We start from the raw sequence: 18,823 nt of genomic DNA on the forward strand, positions 1-18,823 counted from the left end.
GAGGCCCAAACGACCGCAACTGGCGCAAGGAGCCAAGGACGTACATGCCTCGAAAACCTTTCTCGACAGGACTTCTTTGCTCTATCATGCAGGAATGCCGACTGTTTTCCGCCCCTGCCGCAGGGGGGACCGCACCTCCGATCCGGAAACGGACAAGCGGCCGCACGAAACGATCAGTCCGAAACGGCCTCCGCACAGGGACAGACCGAATCGCAAATCGGCCGGCTTCGCTTTCCCTGCCCCGGCCCGTACCCTCGCCGATGACCGTGCCGGGTCCTCATTGCGGAGCACATCTCGGTCCATTTTTGGTATTGGGCATCGGTCAGCACGGACTTGATCTGCTCGTCCATTTCCTGCCGCTGCTCGGCGCCGGGACCGAAACGCCTGTCCGAAGGCCGAGCCGACGGCTCGCCGGCGGGACGCCGCGGCGCCTGAGGCATTTCCTTGAAACGATCGAGCAAAATCCGCTCGATCTGCCGGGCTTGCTCGTCCGAAAGCGACAGTTGCTCGGTCATGCGCTGAGTCATTCTCTCGGCCCGCTGCTCGGGAGTCATTTTTTGTCTGTCAGGACCCTGAGCCGCAAGGCTCCCCGCCGAGAACAGCAGTACGGCTGCCGCGACGGCCATTCTTACGATGCTTTTCATACCTTCAGTTTTTTATACCGTAATTGCAAAAATAGCTCCGTAACCCTCCGTACGAGCCGGGAAAACCGTGAACCGGAAAATTCCGCGCGCGAAACGCCTTCCGGGCCCCGCGAACGTTTGACGCAACCTCGCCGGGAAACACGGTGCGCCCCGAGCGGCAGCAACGAATCGGGCGGAAACCCGCCCGGCTAAATTCATATCGACCCGGACCGATCCGAGCCTCATCGAATACCGAAAATGCTCCCGGCTAAGCGAAGCGCGCCGATGAAAGAAAACGCCCGTGCCTATTTCCAAAACCCGGCATCGACCCGACTCTCTACGTGGCGCTCGATGCTGTCGGGCAGCGCCGGAAAAAAGTCGATTCCGGTCAGTTCCTCCAAGCGGTCGACGCTCAGCGAATAGTCGGTCCAGCTTCCTTCCGGCGAGGCGACGTTCGGAAGCCTGAAGGCAATCGCACGCCAACCCTTTTCGGCTCGCGCCAGAAGCGCCTTGAAATAATGCCGAGGGATCCCCGTCCCGCCCCGGATGCGCCTCAGTCCCGGCTCCAGCTCGCCGCCGGTCACCACATAGATCGAATCGTAGCGGTCGGCCCAGCGGCGAACCTGCTCCTCGAGCAGCCGCCACTGATTCCTGTTCAGCTTCGGATACTGGGGCGATACGTTCGACAAATAGAACGTAGCGTCGTTTTCGGCCCGACTGTCGTCGCGGTCCGCCGAAGGAAGCAAATGTCCCCGGTCGAAACCGCTGCCCGCATAGTCGCGGTCGACGGCTGTCGGCCAGCCGCGCGCGACGACTTCCGGATCGCTGCAGAACGCGTTCCGCCGCTTCGCACCACGCCTGCGCACGTCTTCCCTCGTCAACAGATAAGCGACCCATGCCGCCTGGCGATAGGCCGTATCGTACAGCAGGGTATAGCGTCCCGCCTCGTTACGGATCAGAAACTCGCCGCGCGAACAAGCCGGCAGCTCCAGTCCGGCGCACGGTCTTTGCGGATCAGGCATCCGCCCCGGGACGGACGGCATCCCGTCCGCCTTCTCCGCCGGAGGCAACACGGGCACGACCGACACGGCGCCTCCCGTGCGCGAAACCATGCAGCGGAAAACGACGACGGCCGCAGCCAGCAGGAGCAGCAGCGAGAAAATCAGCTTTCGGTGGACCTTCTTAGAGAGTCTGATCGGCGGGGGCTTTCGCATAGGAATACATATCGAGACAAAGGTAGCAAATTCCGGAATCATCCCGAAAGCCGCGAAGTCCGCGCAAACCGGGAAAGCGGCTGCGACCGCCGGACGGGTCGAAACCGCAGGCGACGGGAACATCAGGCTGCCCTGGCAAACCCGTGCCTTCCCGGCAAAGGGACCTGACCGTGCGCACGGCAGAACCGGAAAGCCTCAGCCGCTCCGGACGAGCCTGCATTCCGAAAGCACAGTCCGAAAAAAAAACGTATCTTTGCACGGCGCGCCGAGGAACGCACCCACCGCCGCAGGGGAGGAACGGTATTTGCGCCGGCCCCCGTACGAACCGCACCAAAACGCATCGAACATGGCATCGTCCAACTTCGTAGACTACGTGAAAATATTCGGCCGCTCGGGCAAGGGCGGCGCCGGCTCGCGCCATTTCCGCCGGGAGAAGTTCGTCGAGTTCGGCGGTCCCGACGGGGGCGACGGGGGCAACGGAGGCAGCATCGTCCTACGCGGCAACAGCCAATACTGGACGCTGATACACCTCAAGTACCAGCGCCACATCTTCGCCGGCGACGGAGAAAGCGGCAGCGGCGCGCGCAGCACGGGCAAGAACGGCGCCGACGTGGTGATCGACGTCCCGCTCGGAACGATCGCGCGCGACGCCGAGACCGGAGAGATCGTCTGCGAAGTGACCGAGCAGGGACAGCGGGCCGTACTGCTCAAGGGCGGACGGGGCGGTCTGGGCAACTGGCACTTCAAGACGGCGACCAATCAGGCGCCGCGCTACGCCCAGCCCGGCGAAGACTGCACCGAAGGCTGGTTCATTCTGGAACTGAAGCTGTTGGCCGACGTCGGACTGGTCGGTTTCCCGAACGCAGGCAAATCGACGCTGCTGGCGGCCCTGTCGGCCGCCAAGCCGAAAATAGCGAACTACGCCTTTACGACGCTCGAACCCAACCTGGGTATCGTCGAATACCGCGACCACCGATCGTTCGTCATGGCCGACATTCCCGGAATCATCGAAGGGGCTCACACGGGCAAGGGACTCGGCACCCGCTTTCTGAGACATATCGAGCGCAACTCGATTCTGCTGTTCATGATTCCGGCCGACTCGAAAGACGTGCGCGAGGAGTACCGCATCCTGCTCGGCGAACTGGAACAGTACAATCCCGAGCTGCTCGACAAGCAGCGTCTGCTGGCCGTCACCAAGAGCGATCTGCTCGACGAAGAGCTGACCGAGGCAATCCGCTCCGAACTGCCGGACGTTCCGTCCGTTTTCATCTCGGCCGTCAGCGGATACAATCTCCAGACGCTGAAAGACATGCTGTGGGAAGCCCTCCAAAAGGAGAACGCCTGAGCGGGATCGATCCTCCGACCGCTCCGCCGAACGTACCCGTTCAGACTGCGGGCACTCTTGCCCGCCGCAGAAAATCTCACGGCCTCTCGCACGATACCTCGGCCATCGCTTGCCGGCTTCGGCGGGGAAGCTCGCACCGGTCCCTCGCAAACCCGTTCCGAAACGGACTCCTCGTCGTCACGGAGCGACACGACCGGCTTCGGACCGGAAAACCGGCACGAACCTCGGCGAATCCATGACGACGTTCCGGTCCGTATAGACTTTCAGTTGATAAGTCCGATTGAACCGGCTCAGAATACCCTCGACGTAGCCGCTGCCGGCAGGCAGCAGCCGATACGCGAAATCGGCCCGGCAGGACGTTCGCACGACGAGCGTGTCGCCCCGGCAGTCGACCAGATGCCTGTTCGTGTCGGCGTCCGGATCGCACCACGCGAGCGAAAGCTCCTCGTCGACGAACTGCACGCGCTCGAAAGCGACTAACGAGCCGAGACGCCGGTCGTCGAGCCCGGCAAAAGTCGCCGTATCGGGCAACGCCTCTCCGGGTTCGCCGTAAGGTTTCAGATAATAGGTTCGGTCGTCCCGAGCGATGAACCCGTTCGGATAGGCCAGATCGTCCGAGGTCGCACCGAGCGACACCTCTCCGGCATAGTCGCCCAGCACCAGCCCCTGACATCGGACCCGCAGCGGCTGCCCGACCGGGAAATCGAGAAACAACTCGTCGCCCGAAACCTTGATCTGAATCCCTCCCGTCGAGTCCCGAACCCACAGGGCGTTCCGGAAGCTCCCGAAGCGGTCGTTGGCCGTCACGACGACGTCCAGCTGCCAATCGTCTTTCACTTCCGAAGGATATCCCCGATATTCGGAAAGCAGCCGGGCAACGCTCACCCCGGTCGTCCCGGGCGGGACAGGCAACGGCCCGTCGTCCGCCACGAACGCATGCTTCTCCACGCAACCGGCCAGCGCCAGCGCCGCCAGACTCCACTCAATCGCTCTGTATGTCATACCGATCCCTCATTTTGAGTTCGTAAACTATCTTGCCGCCGACCTTGCCCCGAAGCAGAATACCGGTCAGTTCCAGCCGCCCGCGCGGAACGGTATCGCCGGCGAACGAGGCGTAGCCGCTCGTCGAGACATAAAGCGAATCGCCCCCGTCCGTAAAGAACTTCAACAGGGCCGTCCGGGGCGTTCCGTCCGCCGACAGACGCGCCGGCACGGCCCAAGTCGTATCGCGCACCGGTTCCATGCGCAAACCGGCCACCCGGACAAGCGATCCGAGCTTCGCCTCGGCGAACCGGCTCGGAGCGAGCGGCATCGGTGCGGGATCGATCGTCCGGCCGGTACGAACGACATGCCTTGCGACAACGACCCGGCTCTCCATATCCAGCACAGGCTCGTAATCCGTCCCCCGCAACCCGATGCGGAGCAGGCCGTCGTCGAGCGCCGCCGACAGTCCGTCCAAGCGCAGCGCGACCTGTTCCCCGAGGCCGTACATATTGTGCAGGTCGTACAGTCCGGCCCGCACCTCGAGCGCTCCGGTCCGATCCTCGACGAAAAAGCTGCGGTAAAAATTGTTCGCCCGGTCGGAGGTTGTCACATAGCCGGTCAGCACGGCCCCGCTTCCCTCGATACGTATCGGACCGTCGGCGCAGAGCGAGCGGAGCGACGAGACCGTCATGTTCGGAAGCGGCGCGGCGGGCCGCCCGTCTCCCGGCGGCCCGAACTCGTTGTAACCGCACGCCCCGAGCAGGGCGGCTCCGAAGACGGGAAGCGCTTTCGGAAGTATCCGTCGCGCAGGCTCCGAAAATTCGGACCGCCGCACGCGCCAGAAAACCCGGCCGACGAACGCGTCGAGGCGGCAGAACACGGACAGCGGCTCCTGCGCACGGACCGTTCTTACCGATACCCGGACCGAGGGAGAAGAAGACCGCCCCGTCGCGAGCCGCACGGACCCGCACTGCCCGGCATACAGGACAGGCGACACGAAACCGACCGCCCGGCCACGGAGAGCGCGTTCTGCGACATCGGCCCGGCTCCCCGTCCCCGGCATATCCGCTTCCTGAGGTAGAAAACAGTCGGCACGACAACAGGAAATCGGCGGCAACGGCCCTGCGAAGCAAAAACTTCGGGCCGCCGGAGGCAAGACGGAGAACGATATACCCGGATTGCGAGCTTTTCTTCGTTCCGGAAACGGCGACGGTCGATCGCACAATACCGTCGGAACCCGTTTTACGCAGGTCATTTTGCGGACAATCGGCCGTTCCGGCAACGGAGACGAGTTTTTCCCGCTCCCCCGGAGCCGGCCGGAATGTCGCACAGGTTTCCCATCGCCCGAAAGCTCCGGAGAAACGAGGCAACCGGGAATCGCTCCCGCCGCAGGAAACCGGCTCGCGGACCCGCAGGACGGGAGATCGCGACCCGCCGGCCCCCTCTCCCCGGCACAGCGGGACGACAGCCGGACAAAACGAAGAAACCAACCGAACAAGAATCTCATCAGAAACGGAAATTAAGGGTCAGATAACAGGTGCGGCCATAAGCGTACAGATATTTCGATCCGAAAGGCTCGACTCCCGCGCCCGCACCCGAGCCGATCTTGCGCAGGCGCATCGACTCGTAGCCGCTGTGAACGATCCGGCGGTCATCGAAAAGGTTGTCCACCGATCCGCTCAGCGACAGATAGCGGGCCCCGAGACGGAACGTCTTGCTGGCGAACAGTCCGACCGTCGCGGCCCCGGGAAAACGCTCCTGCCCCGTCAGCGTCCCGACCGCCTCGGGCGAGGCCGCCCGGTCCCACACGCGCCGCATCCGGTACAGCGGGCTCGGCGACACGTAATGCTCTCCCGCATAAGCCGCCGAGGCGGAAAGAGTCCACATCCCCGCACCCTCGTAGCGCAGCTCGGCCGCAGCCACGCGACGCGGCGAACCGCCCAAATCGAGCCCCCGGAGCAGCGTGCGCGAGCGATCCGAGATTACGTGCCCATCCTTGTCGGAGCGGATCACAACGACCGGATCGCTGCGATAAACGGCTCGCGACTCGGCCGCCGCCACACGGAGCGCCAGCCGCGAAGCGAGCCGGAACTCGGCGCCGAGTTCCGCCCCGGCGTAAAGCCGTCCGATCTCAGATAGCATCATATCCGAGTAAACCGAGGCCAGATCGTCGTAATAGCGCCTGACCTGCGTCCCGTCCGAGCACAACGTTCCGTACAGGCTCAGCGTCAGCGACACGCTCCCTGCGTCGAGCCGGTAGCCGAGTTCGCCGCTCAGGAAACGTTCCTGACCGACCCCGGGAACCGTCTCGTTGCGATAGCGGGGCGACACGAACGCGTCGCCGGCCAGCGGCGCCCGCCGGCCGCAGGCCAGATCGAGCGCCAGACCATGCCGGGGCGAAAAACGGTATCCGACGCCCGCCTTGACCGTCCAGTCGGTGAAGCGCAACGGCTCGGAGCGGCCGAACGAAGCCCGCCCGGCATACAGCTCCTTTTCATAGCGCCCGTTGCGCGAGAATCCGATCCGGGCCGCCTGCAAACCGGCGTATCCGCTCCAGCGGGGCCGGTTACGGCGGCGCAGCCGTACGAGCAGCCAGCACTCCAAGCGCATGTAATCGAGATCGTAAAAATAGCCGTAAGCCTCGCCTTCGGCGACCCGGCGGCCGGGACGACGCAGATCGTTTTGCAAACGGTCGCCGAAATAGCGGTCGTCGATCAGATAGGGATCGATGTCGGTCAGATAGGCCGCGCCGAGCAGATCGTCGAGCCGGCGAAAGCAGGTCGTCCGGCCCGCATGCCCCCGCAGTCCGCCCGTCAGGCTCACCCATGTCGACGGATCGTAAGCAAAACTGGACACGAGCTGCACGCTCTTGCGGCGGCTGACGTCGCTGGCCACGACATAGGCGGCCGACGAATCGCCCCGCAGGTCATTGGCCCGATAAAGTTCCTCCCAATCGATCTGCGTCACGAGCGGATCTCCGCCGGTCCATGCCTCGCGCACCGTTTCGGCCGCTTCCGGATTGTCGAGGAAGCCGGGGAGATAGCGGTAATAATCCGGCTGCGGACTGGAAGCGTCGTACCAGTCGGACGAGCTGAGCGACGAATGTCCCCACGCGCCGGCGAGCGTCGTCGTCAGCCGCCAGGGCGAGTCCGGCGGATCGAACCGCCATGTGAGCAGAGCCAGCGGACAACGGTCGACGCTCACGCGCGAGGAGCGCGTCCGACCGCGCTGTACGCCCCATGCCGGGTTGTAAAGCGGATCGCCCGTCAGCGAGAAGGCCTCGGCTACCGTCGCACTGCGAAGCCCCCGCTCGGAAGGAGCCTCGACGAACGACGCCGTCAGCGAATGACGCTCGCCCCAACGTTTGGCGACCGCCGCATAGACGGTCCAATCGTCGGAATAGACGCCCCGGATGCGGGCGTCGTGTCCCCAACGGCGCGACACGGCCGTAGAAACGGCCCAGCCTCCGCGCATGAGCCCGGTGCTTCCGCCGACACGCAGGCCGTAGCGAAACCTGCGTTCGGCAAACATCCACCCGAAGCGCCCGCCCCGCACGTCGGCCGCAGGATCGGCCTCGAACTCGCCGAGTCCCGCTTCGGCGCCGAGTGCGAAAGTACCGGGAAGCACGCCGCCCCACACCGAGCCGGACACGCGCGCCTCCCGGAGAGCCGTCATCGCGCCCCAACGCACCGCCCCCGTCGCAGGATCGGCCAGATCGACCCCGGCAAGCAGAAAGCGACTGCGGCTACGGTCGTAACCGCGCGGTGCATAGCGTACGAAAGAAAAACGGAAACGGGACAAGGCCTCCCATGAATCGTCGTATGCGGCCAATAGTCCGCTGAGCAAGGCATCGGTCTCTTCGACGCTCCACTCGCGCAACGCGTCGGGCGCCGGTCCCGAATCGTCGGCCGAGGCGCCGCCCTGACCGCGAAGGCCGGCCGTCGCGGCCAGCAGCGCGACAAGCGACAGGATCGTTTTCATTTGTCGGGTGATTCGTGATCGGGAACGCTCCCTGCCCGGACGGAAACCCGCCGGCCTGCGCCCGTATTCCGCACCGGATGTCCGGCGTATGCCGGACGCGGACCCGGCTTTCCCCGCAACAAGCAAACGCTCCTTTTTCGTTTTGTACAAATATAGCAAAAACAGGCTAACAAGCAAGAAATCAACGTAAAAATCCCATCCCCGATTACGTCGCCGACCGAGACCGGAATGTCGGTTTTCCGGAGACCGCGCATCCGAAAACCGCAACAATTCTACCCGCGACGACGAACGGGCATAAAATTCGTCCGAAGAATCGCCTTTTGATTCGCAAGAAAAATCACTGAAAATATTACGAAATATCACCCGACAAGGTCGATTTATTTCTAAAAGTATCGAACGGACCTTCCGGACCTACGATACGTTCCGACCGAAATACGCACATCGGCCGTCCGTTACAATTTTTTAATTATCTTTGCATGTAGAATCAACGCACCGTGCGATTCCGATTCAATTCGGTCAAATCGGATTCACCCAGGAGTTCCGGTCGTTGAGAAAAATTCATGTATCGAACATAAAGTCGAAATCCGAGGTCTGTTATTTCCTTATCATTATCTTAAATAACATTTTCTATGAAAAAACTGTTCTATTTCGCATGCGCCAGCCTGCTGGCTCTGGGCACCGTCTCGTGCGACGACGACGATGAAGCGCCGGTACGCTCGCTGAGCGCCACTCCGGGAACCCTGACTTTCACGGCGACTCCCGACACCCCCAAGACGATCGATGTCAAGGCCGAGAACGTCAGCTGGAAAGCGACGACCGAGGCGGGCTGGCTGACTCTCAAAAACGCGGAAGGCACGGCCGACGGCACGATCACGGTCGAAGCACAGAGCAATACGACGACCGACCCGCAGAACGCCACGATCGTCATCAAGGCCGAGGGAGTCGACGACGTAACGATCACCGTTACCCAGGATGCCGGCGAGCCCGCGATTACCGAACCGGCCATTATCTGGGACAGAAGCTCGCGCTCGCGGATGAATCTCCAAGGCGACGTGAAAACGGTATCCGTTTTCGGCAACCATCTGGACGACACGTTCATCTACAACCTGACATTCGACGATAACGGCATGCTCTCGTCCTACGACAGAATGAACGGCTCGAAGACGGTCCACTTCACGCTCACCTACGACGGAGAGAACCGCCTGACGAAGATCGCGACGGACGAGTTCGCCATCGATTTGGGCTACGCCGATCACGGGAAATACGTCAGCACGGACAACATATTCACCAACCTCAGCTATAATATGTTCATCACGGATTTCAGCGTATGGCTGCCCCGTTTCATCAAAAACCTGTCGAGTATCACGGCTGCGGATGCCGGATACAGCACCTCGATCGCCATCAACGTATCGGGCGATCAGGGCAATATCGTCTATGACGGGAACGAGGGAAGCGCCACGCCCATCGCTTTCTCCGGCGAGTTCATGTCGGAATATCAGGGCGCAGGCGACTATGCCACCACGGAAACCTTCACCGTCAACCCGGAAAACGGGAATCTTTTGGTCCACCATATCACAGATTTCTTCGGCCCTATGGACCGTAAATACAACGACGACCGGATCAACTCAATTTCGGAGCTGAGCGGAGGCAACATCCAGCAGAAAGCCGTCTACAACGAAAATCTGGATATGACGAGAGTCGAAGACATAGACGACGCAAGCAAGAATTTCGACATCGCATACGAATACGACGAGCACCAGAACTGGATCAAGGCCACCTATTCCGGCGGCTCGCACAACGGCGAGGTGCTCGACAGAACCGTCACCTACTAATCCTTTTCGCAGGAAATACTCAGCCGCCCTGCATGCGAATGCAGGGCAGCTTTATTTAACCGGACGACGCATTCGAAAGAATGCGCAACCAATTCAATTTTAAACATATGACGACCATAAAGAAATATTTCGCGCCGGTTCTGGTCCTTTCCGCTGCCCTGCTGCTGCTCTCGTGCGGCAAGGATGACAACGGAAACGGCGGAGGCAACGGAGGCGGAGAGGGAGGCGATCCCAATCCGCCCGTGCCGACCGAGAAAACGACCGTATGGGACAGCAACAGCCTCCATTTCGCCAAGCTGTTCGGCGAGGTGCAGAAAGTGGACACGCTGTTCGACGGCGTCAACACGGCCCTGTTCGACCGCAACGGCTATATTACCTCGTACAAGATCAAAGGGTACGACGCCGCGAACAACCCGGTGGAATACGCTTTCCAATGCACGTACAATGCCGACAGCCTCGTTACGTCGATCACGAGCGACCAAATGACGGTCACGTTCCTGTACGGCGATCACGGCAAGTACATCGAGGTCGAGCAGGATATTTTCGAATACAACCAGCTCGACTACCTGTACGTTTTCCAGCCCCGGTTCCTGAAAAACCTGACGTCCGTCGTCATCAATGCCCAAGGCCAGCGGCTCGAATTCGGGTTCGAGGTCAGCGGCGACCGGATGACGGTCAAGGCCCCCGACGGCACGGTCTGGTCCGAGACGACCTATGCAGGCGAGTTTCCCGCGCAGCGGGTGACCGAGTACAGCGGCGAGGAATACAAGACGGACGACGAGGGAAACTATGTCAAGGAGGACGGGCAATACGTCAAAGTCAGCTACACGGCCGTAGCGACCGAGACGTTCCAGTTTAACGCCGAGAACGGCAACCTGCTCTCGTACCAGGACGAGGTGGTCAAAACCTTCGAGGATAACACGACCTCGACGAGCCGGACTCAGAACCTGTATAACGACGACCTGTTCAACACGATCGCCCGCGAGGGCAACACGGTCTACACCTACGACGACTTCGGGGAGTATATCCACATCGAGAGCGATATGCTGGTCAGCGACTTCACGATGCAGCGCGACGAGCGGAACAACTGGTACGACCGCACGGAAACGACCGTCCTATTCGGCGATACCTTTACTTTCCGCGACCGACGCAACATCAGCTACTATTAGCGGCCGGCCGCAAAACGACAAATAAAAAAGCGGGACGCGCTGCGTCCCGCTTTTTATTATTCCGGCATGATCCGCCCGTCTTCGTCAACCGTTCCGATTCGCAACGGTTCCCGTTTTTCTCGAAAAAAACCGTACATCGGGCACCGTACCCGAAAAAACGCGGACCCTTCGCTCCGATTCGGTCCGCACCGGGCCTCCGGCGATTCTCTCGCGGCATCCGCCGCAAGCTCGGACATCCCCGCGACTTCCGCCCGCCGGCGTTCCGGCATATCCGACAACCGATTGCATACCTTATCGTACCGGTTTTCGAGTTCCATATGTTTCCGGTTTCTTCGTATGAAACCGCTCCCGACGGAAGAGACTTTTCATTGGCAGCGGCCCGACCGGATACGCAACCTGCGGGCGCAAGCCACAGCCAGCAGATACGGAAATTCCGGATGCTAACATACTCGGCACATGGAAGTTACATAATCGTCATCCGACAATCGGGGAAAAGACTTTCACACCGGCTACTCCACGTTCCCTTCTGCCCTCTATACCGAAAGCGGACGTATCGTCTTGTTGCGTCCCTTTCCGGACATCTCCGAAACCCGTGTTCCAAAGCGAACCCCGCTCCAGCCAAACCGCATATTCCGGAGGCTCCGATGTTTCTACTGCTGGAGCAACTTCTTCACCGCTTCGGAAATCGCGCGGCCGTCGGCACGGCCGGCCAACTGCTTCGTAGCGACGCCCATCACCTTACCCATGTCGGACGGCGCTTTGGCTCCCACCTGTTCGATAATGGCTTTCAGAGCGCTCTCCAGCTCGACCCCGCTCATCTGAGCAGGCAGGAAACCTTCGAGTTCGGCGGCTTCGGCCAGTTCGTTCTCGGCCAGTTCGGGACGACCGCTTTCGGTATAGACGGCGGCCGACTCGCGGCGCTGCTTGACCAGCTTCTGGACGATTTTCAGCACGGCGCCGTCGGCTATCGTTTCGGAGCCGTCGGCCGTCTTGGCCAGCAGGATTTCGGACTTGACGGCCCGCAGCGCGGTCAGGCGCACTTTTTCCTTGGCGAGCATAGCGGCCTTGATTTCATCGTTGATCTGTTTTTCGAGACTCATGGCATCTTCGTTATTGATCGTTTTACGCAAAGTTAGCAAATTTTCCCCGAACAACGGTCCGCAAGAACGGCACATCGCAGTTGGGCCGCCGTTTGCCCAAGCGAGGAAATATGTTATTTTTGTACCGTAGAACTAACCCCAAAACGAATGAACCGAAAACTTTTCGCCCTGATCTTCGCCGGACTGTGCGCATTTCCGGCCCTTCTGACCGGAGGCGACGCTCCGGAACGAACGATCACCGTCTTGTGGAAAAATGCTCCGGCCGAGGTCTCCCTGCAAGCCGAAAACGGCCGGATAGGCTCCGTCCGCGCCGTCCGGGGACAGGCGACCCGTCGAAAGGACGCGCTCCGCTTCGCGCCGGGCGCCGAAGCCGCCGTCGCCTGCCGGATCGACAGCGCGCGAACGCAAGCCGGCCCCGAATCGACGCTGATTCACGTCCGGGCCGGCAGCAGCTCGTTCTCCTTCTTCCTGCGGGACGTCGGCTCCGAGAACCCGATCTACATCCCGGCCTACGGCACGATCGTACTGCCCGGAGGAGACGACCGAAGCTACGACGAAGCGGAAAACGACATCCTGTCGAGAAAAAATCTGACCAAGATCCAACGGATCGAGCGCGAGCCGGAAACGTCCTTCGCGTCGGCCTCGGCCCGGACACGCCGCTCCAACGTCCCGATCTGGCTGGGACTGAGCCGCGACATGCGGATGTTCGAGATCGCCGAGGAACTCGAGGACACCTATCTGGACGAGAAAGTGATCAAGCCGATGAACTCCTCTTCGGCCGTCGTATTGCCCGAAACGTCTCCGACCCATATCGAATACCGCTACGCGCTGGGGCGCGGCGTGGGCGTCATGGACAATATCCGCCGAAGACTCGAGGACGGAGTGCTGCCGATCTATCACTCGGAAATGACCGACGACGACATCGTCTACCGCAGCACGTCGTTCGTGTCGCTCGCCGGAACGCCTCTGAACGAGCGGACGGTGCGGGGCACGCACTACCTGATTTCCGACCGGCACTCCGCCGGCCGGGTATTCACCGACGAACAGTCGAAGCAACTGGAGCAAGTACAACGGCAAGACACGGCCGCCAAACCGCTCGTAGCGCTGTATATCCGGACGATCGCGGAAAACACGGGCTCCGTCCCGCGTTACGCATGGTTCAAGGCGCCGCGTCCGTCGGCCGCCTACCGCTTCGACAGCGGGCGGGGCTACACCGGCTTTTCGGAAAACCGCATAAGCTGCATATCCAAAGTGGACGGGAAAGCCCTGCATGAAGAAGAAACCGCCATACTGCTCCGGCCCGGCCAACGGATAGAAATCGATTTTCTCATCCCGCACGAGCCGGTTTCGGCCGAAACGGCCGATGCGCTGACCCGGGAGAACTTTTCCGACCGGCAAGTCGAATGCAAGGCCTACTGGCAGAAAAAACTCGGCCGGGCCGCCCGCATCCGGCTGCCCGAAAAGCGAATCGACGAGATGCTCCGGGCCGGCCTGCTCCATCTCGACCTGATTACGTTCGGGACGGAACCCGACGGAACGCTGGCCGCGAACGTGGGCGTATACTCGCCCATCGGCACCGAAAGCGCCCCGATCATTCAGTTCTACGCTTCGATGGGACTGGAGCAGCAGGCCAAACGGGCGCTGAACTACTTTCTGGACACCCAGCAGCCCGACGGGAACATCGAAAACTATAACGGCTACACGGTCGAAACGGGAGCGGCGCTGTGGTCAGTCGGCGAATATTTCCGCTACACGCGCGACCGGGCATGGATCGAGCAGATACGCCCCAAGCTACTCAAAGCCTGCGACTACCTGATGCGCTGGCGGGCCAAAAGTTTCGACGAAAAGCTGCGCGGCAAGGGCTACGGCATGATCGACGGCAAGGTGGCCGACCCGGAAGATCCTTTCCACCAGTTCATGCTCAACGGATACGGCTATCTGGGACTGAGCCGGATGGCCGAAACGCTGGGTGCCATCGACCCCGCCTGCGGCGACAGTCTCCGCCGCGAGGCCGAGGCATGGAGACAGGACGTCAGGGAGTCGTTTTTCCAGTCGCTGGCCCGGTCGCCCGTCGTACCGCTGGGCGACGGCACATGGTGCCCCACCGCCGCTCCATGGGCAGAGGCCCCGGGCCCCCGCCTGCTGTTCCTGAAAAACGAGAAGTTCCGCTCGCACGGAACCTTCACCGTCCCCGACGGACTGCTCGGCCCGATGTATCTGGTATTCTGCGAGGTGATCGAACCCGACGAGCCGGCGGCGCGCATGTTGCTCGACTACCACAGCGAGCTGATGTTTCAGGAAAACTCGGCCTTCAGCCAACCCTATTACAGCCGCCACAACTGGTATCAGGCCAAAACGGACATGGTCAAACCGTTCCTGAGCACATATTACCACACGGTAGCCCCCCATGCCGACCGGCAGACCTATACGTTCTGGGAACACATGTACAAGCTGTCGGCCCACAAGACCCACGAGGAGGCCAACTTCCTGATGGAAACCCGCTGGATGCTCTACATGGAGGATGCCGACACGCTGCATTTGTTCCGGGTCGCTCCCCGGGCCTGGTTCGCCGACGGCGAGCGGATCGACCTCGAAGGCGTCCGGAGTTATTTCGGACGGATCGACGCCCGGGTTCGCTCCCATGTCGGCGAGGGATACATCGAGGCGACCGTCACGTGCGACCCGAAGCGGAAACCGTCGCGGTTGGCGGTTCGCCTGCCGCATCCTCAGGGCAAAAAACCCGTCCGGGTAACCGGCGGCCGGTATGACGAGACGACGGAGTCGGTCCTCATCGACGACTTCGACGGCGAAGCCTCGATCCGCCTCGAATACTGATCGCGACTTGCCGGTAGCGACCGAATGCAATCCCCGCTCTCGTAAAGAGCGGGGATTCGTCGTATAAAGCGGTTCGGAATATCTGCTACGGACGGTCCGTCACGGGGGAAACGCGCCCTCGCCACGACAGTCGTATAGGCCCCATAGACCCGTGCCTATACAATACGGCGAAACCCGGCGGACACATCGTCGGCCTGCGCGGGAAAGCAGCCATAGAAACGGACCCAGAAAACACGGGGACGACAAAAACGGCAGGACAATTCGAGCAGCCGCTCGAGTTGCAACCGCGCTTACGCAAGATCTTTCTCACTGATTGTCATTCGGTAGTATTCACTGCTGGTACCGAATCTCCGCATACGCTCACTAAAGGACCATATCGGCCGAAAAGCGGTCCGAATCGCAGGCAACGATTCGGCAGATACTCCCGCGCCCGTCGTTTCCGGTCCTTATCCTTTCAGAGCCCCTTTTTGTCAGCAGCCCGCTTTCGGCAACGACTTCGGTATGACGAGAGATGCGCGGTCACCGGACACGGCAATACGCCTCGGGAAAATCGGCGTAAGCCCCGGCCCTCATCGCCCCGAATTGCCGACGAAACCGATATGGTAGCGAGGCAGCCTTATCACGCCTCAACACCGTTTCTGTCCGGCAAGGTCTGACCAGATCCGGCGGCGGCCTGCCTCACGCTCCGACGGCCGAGACGGCAGGAACCGTCCTATAGCGGAACCGCAGGAGGCAAGAGTACGACTGGCTTCTATTTCCGATACGAGACTCGCCGCCGGCTTTACCCGACGGACAAGACACGCCCGCCGTCCGCGCGGCTTCTTCCATCCGACCGAAGCCGGGACCGCCCCCTTGCGGCCGAACCGAACAGCCGGCAGCCGCTCCCCGGACCGTAAGACCGTACCGATGCCGGCCGAACAAAGCCACAAAGCGCCGTGCGAAAATCACCGATAGCTTCCGAGCCTCCGCGCCAAACGACGCGAGGAAACGCCTCCCTTTCGTCACGCGCCAAGCCCGGATTGCAGCGAAACAATAAAAGCCGTAGCTTATCGCTACGGCTTTCTGTCCGAAACGGCTCGAAGATAAGCCGGAGTTATTGCGCTTTCGCCATGCTAAATTCCATAGACATCGGCTCGAAATTCGGAATAGACACGTCCGCTCCCTCCTCGTCCTGGACGGAAATCCGCATTACCGTCAGCGTGAACTTCAGATTAGAGGTCTCGAGTTCATAATCTCCGACATCCTCCGCTGAGATCCGGCTTTCGATATTCAGTACGGCAGGCTCCGCATCCGGACTTTCCGACGGAACGGGCACCGTGGCTTTCAACGGTTCGGGAGCCATTCTGAAAGAAACGCTATCCTGAGCCTCGCTGAGCGCCGGAGTATAGCCTACGCTGTATTTTATGTCGCCCAGCATTTCGACAATCGCCGGCGCCTCCTCCTCTCCATAGAGAGAAACAATGATGTCCTTCACGGGGAAAGCATCGAAATAAATCGTATCCCTGTCCACTTTGACACTCACCTCGGCTCCTTCGGAGGTTCCGCCTTCGCTGCTCTCCGTTTTCTCGTTGTGGGTGACCTCCGCCGTCCGCACGGTACCGACATAATTCCCGTACATATCGCTGGCAGAGGGAAGCGTTCCTCCGCCTCCGTTATCATCATCGCACGATGCGAATCCTACTGTTCCGACCACGAGCAAGGCTGCCCGCGAGCAAACTGCTGGCTTGAATTTTCGTATTCATAAGAATTTTTCTTATACCTTAAATTAAAATACAATTACAGTTAAGCAGTCGACTGTCTTGGAATTCCGAATAAATAGATGTTCGGATAAATCCGAACGTTGCATCCTTTTCAACCGGTTGAAACAAATTACATAAAATAATATCGGAACTTCCGCTTATCCTAACGCCTTCCATATTCACATCCTGCGGCGCGAGGCTATGTTCGACCGGCAATTTACGTCCCCGGCATGGATCCGCCGGAAATTTTCGCCCGCCAACGGGCCGTATCCGTCAATGACCCGCGCCCGGCAGCCTCCCTCATAGAACAACGCGCGCCTCCGGCTCGGGATTAGCGGGAAACAGGATGCAATCGGACGCGTGAAAACGCATCCGACAAGACAAAACGTTCCCAAACGGGAACAAAATGTGTACTTAATATCGGATTTTCGGACTCGATTCCGTTTTTCCGGCCATGCAAAACGACCGGCAAAAGACTGTTTTTCAACGAAAAAACAAAAAAGGCGTACTTTTGTACGCCATTCTTGTGAACCAGCCGGGGCTCGAACCCGGGACCCCAACATTAAAAGTGTTGTGCTCTACCAGCTGAGCTACTGATTCTCCGTTTTTTTCGGTGGTGCAAAGATAACCAGTTTTTTCGTTAAACCAAAAAAATCATGTTCCAAATAGAGACGAGACCCTCTCGCGGCACCTTTTCGCCCGGCATCGGCGGATCGACACGTCACGGCAGTATGCCGATCGCGGCATCGACCGCTCCGAACCGTTGTTCTCGAGCGTTTCCAGACCGACGATCACGGTCATCAGTTCCACGCGGTCATTCGTCGTCAACCGGAAATCGGCGCTGAGCTCCTTGCGGTACGGTCCGCTCATCAGCACGATTCCGAATCCCCGGACCGGCATTGCCGAGCGACGAGCCGAGCACCCTCCCTTCGGTAAGACACGGGCGGGAAAAGTCCCGCACGCGGAAAGCGGTCCGGAAACGAACTGCCTACGCCTCGTCTCCCGGACGGTATCCGCGATCCTCGAACAAGTTCGGCGACTGCGAAGCGGCAACGGCCAGACGATCGCAACGTTCGTTCTCGGGAATGTCGGCATGTCCCTTGACCCAAACAAAACGCACGCTGTGACGCCGATAGACGCGTAGGAAGCGCTGCCACAGGTCGGGATTCTTCTTATCCTTGAACCCTTTTTTCTCCCAGCCGAACACCCAGCCTTTCTCGACTGCGTTGACCACATACTGCGAGTCGCTGTACACGGTCACCTCGCAACCGTCGTTCTTGAGGGTTTCCAGACCGACGATCACGGCCATCAGTTCCATACGGTTGTTCGTCGTCAGCCGGAAACCGGCGCTGAGCTCCTTGCGGTACGGCCCGCTCATCAGCACGATCCCGAATCCCCCGGGACCGGGATTTCCGAGCGACGAGCCGTCGGTATACATCGTTATTTTCGACATAATCTGCTTTCGACATAAAAAAGAGGGTTCTCGAACCCTCCTTTTATAAAGAATACGAATCTGGCGGCCTGCGGACGCGCTACTTGTGCGACTCGCCTTTCGCCTCGATGCAGAGCGTGGCGTGCGGCACGATCCGCAGACGCTCCTTGGGAATCAGCTTGCCCGTTTCGCGACAAATCCCGTATGTCTTGTTCTCGACGCGGACGAGCGCCGCCTCCAGATGCTGGATAAATTTCAATTGCCTTTGCGCCAGCCTTCCCGATTCCTCCTTGGACAACGTAGCGGCCCCTTCCTCCAATACCTTGAACGTAGGAGAGGTATCCTCTATGTCATTGCTGGAAGTGTGCGTAATCGTGGAACGTAGCAAATCGTAGTCAGCCTTTGCCTTCGCCAGCTTCTCCAGTATGATCTGCTTGAACTCTTGGAGCTCCTCGTCAGAATACCGCGTTTTTTCATTCTCAGACATGGCCTTGCATTTTAGTTGTTCGGTGATAAAAATAGCGCTATTTTATGAATAAACAAACTATTTCGCACGGCTCCGCGAATAA

13 protein-coding genes and 1 tRNA gene are annotated in these 18,823 nt (G+C 60.3%); 4 read left to right on the forward strand and 10 right to left on the reverse strand.

The window, feature by feature from the left end:
* Positions 1 to 173: 173 nt before the first annotated feature.
* Together NQ491_RS04635 and NQ491_RS04640 are read right to left on the reverse strand one after the other, a co-directional pair.
* The gene (locus tag NQ491_RS04635) at positions 174 to 644 is read right to left on the reverse strand and encodes a DUF4890 domain-containing protein (RefSeq protein WP_019246422.1); all 471 of its coding nucleotides are present in this window, start codon (positions 642 to 644) and stop codon (positions 174 to 176) included.
* A 284-nt stretch (positions 645 to 928) separates the two neighbouring features.
* Positions 929 to 1,837 (reverse strand): DNA/RNA non-specific endonuclease, encoded by a 909-nt coding sequence (locus NQ491_RS04640; protein WP_019246423.1) that lies wholly within the window; start codon positions 1,835 to 1,837, stop codon positions 929 to 931.
* A 346-nt stretch (positions 1,838 to 2,183) separates the two neighbouring features.
* Between NQ491_RS04640 and obgE the strand changes: the two genes are divergently transcribed.
* Complete coding sequence (gene obgE / locus NQ491_RS04645) at positions 2,184 to 3,182, forward strand: GTPase ObgE (protein WP_019246425.1); 999 nt, start codon at positions 2,184 to 2,186, stop codon at positions 3,180 to 3,182.
* 177 nt (positions 3,183 to 3,359) lie between these two features.
* Here obgE and NQ491_RS04650 read toward each other — a convergent pair whose 3' ends face one another.
* The 3 genes from NQ491_RS04650 to NQ491_RS04660 form a co-directional block, all read right to left on the reverse strand.
* On the reverse strand, positions 3,360 to 4,184 hold the full coding sequence (locus NQ491_RS04650; RefSeq protein WP_019246426.1) for a DUF5689 domain-containing protein: 825 nt from the start codon (positions 4,182 to 4,184) through the stop codon (positions 3,360 to 3,362).
* Positions 4,165 to 5,229, reverse strand: a complete 1,065-nt coding sequence (locus NQ491_RS04655) for a DUF5689 domain-containing protein (protein ID WP_019246427.1) — start codon at positions 5,227 to 5,229, stop codon at positions 4,165 to 4,167. Before NQ491_RS04655 ends, NQ491_RS04650 begins: the two co-directional genes overlap by 20 nt.
* 443 nt (positions 5,230 to 5,672) lie before the next feature.
* Positions 5,673 to 8,147, reverse strand: coding sequence for a TonB-dependent receptor (locus NQ491_RS04660; protein ID WP_019246428.1), 2,475 nt, complete (start codon positions 8,145 to 8,147; stop codon positions 5,673 to 5,675).
* Between the two features lie 629 nt (positions 8,148 to 8,776).
* Between NQ491_RS04660 and NQ491_RS04665 the strand changes: the two genes are divergently transcribed.
* A complete protein-coding gene (locus tag NQ491_RS04665) occupies positions 8,777 to 9,979 on the forward strand; it encodes a BACON domain-containing protein (protein WP_019246429.1) in 1,203 nt (400 codons plus the stop codon).
* A gap of 107 nt (positions 9,980 to 10,086) precedes the next feature.
* Positions 10,087 to 11,148 (forward strand): hypothetical protein, encoded by a 1,062-nt coding sequence (locus NQ491_RS04670; protein WP_147524775.1) that lies wholly within the window; start codon positions 10,087 to 10,089, stop codon positions 11,146 to 11,148.
* Positions 11,149 to 11,798: 650 nt separating this feature from the next.
* Here NQ491_RS04670 and NQ491_RS04675 read toward each other — a convergent pair.
* A complete protein-coding gene (locus tag NQ491_RS04675; RefSeq protein ID WP_019246432.1) occupies positions 11,799 to 12,248 on the reverse strand; it encodes a GatB/YqeY domain-containing protein in 450 nt (149 codons plus the stop codon).
* A 147-nt stretch (positions 12,249 to 12,395) separates the two neighbouring features.
* On the opposite strand from NQ491_RS04675, the gene NQ491_RS04680 reads away from it, so the two are divergent.
* A complete protein-coding gene (locus tag NQ491_RS04680) occupies positions 12,396 to 15,083 on the forward strand; it encodes a glucosidase family protein (RefSeq protein ID WP_020424320.1) in 2,688 nt (895 codons plus the stop codon).
* 1,093 nt (positions 15,084 to 16,176) lie between these two features.
* On the opposite strand, the gene NQ491_RS04685 is transcribed toward NQ491_RS04680, so the two are convergent.
* The 4 genes from NQ491_RS04685 to NQ491_RS04705 all read right to left on the reverse strand — a co-directional run bounded on the left by NQ491_RS04685 (position 16,177) and on the right by NQ491_RS04705 (position 18,741).
* Positions 16,177 to 16,701, reverse strand: coding sequence for a DUF4840 domain-containing protein (locus NQ491_RS04685; RefSeq protein WP_019246433.1), 525 nt, complete (start codon positions 16,699 to 16,701; stop codon positions 16,177 to 16,179).
* Positions 16,702 to 17,349: 648 nt separating this feature from the next.
* Positions 17,350 to 17,422: transfer RNA gene (locus NQ491_RS04690), tRNA-Lys, on the reverse strand.
* Positions 17,423 to 17,810: 388 nt separating this feature from the next.
* Positions 17,811 to 18,275: a ribonuclease HI gene (gene rnhA, locus NQ491_RS04700; protein WP_019246435.1), complete on the reverse strand. Its 465-nt coding sequence runs from the start codon at positions 18,273 to 18,275 to the stop codon at positions 17,811 to 17,813.
* A 79-nt stretch (positions 18,276 to 18,354) separates the two neighbouring features.
* A complete protein-coding gene (locus tag NQ491_RS04705) occupies positions 18,355 to 18,741 on the reverse strand; it encodes a TraR/DksA family transcriptional regulator (RefSeq protein WP_019246436.1) in 387 nt (128 codons plus the stop codon).
* Positions 18,742 to 18,823: the final 82 nt, after the last annotated feature.

Source organism: Alistipes ihumii AP11 (assembly GCF_025144665.1).
Taxonomy (GTDB): domain Bacteria; phylum Bacteroidota; class Bacteroidia; order Bacteroidales; family Rikenellaceae; genus Alistipes_A; species Alistipes_A ihumii.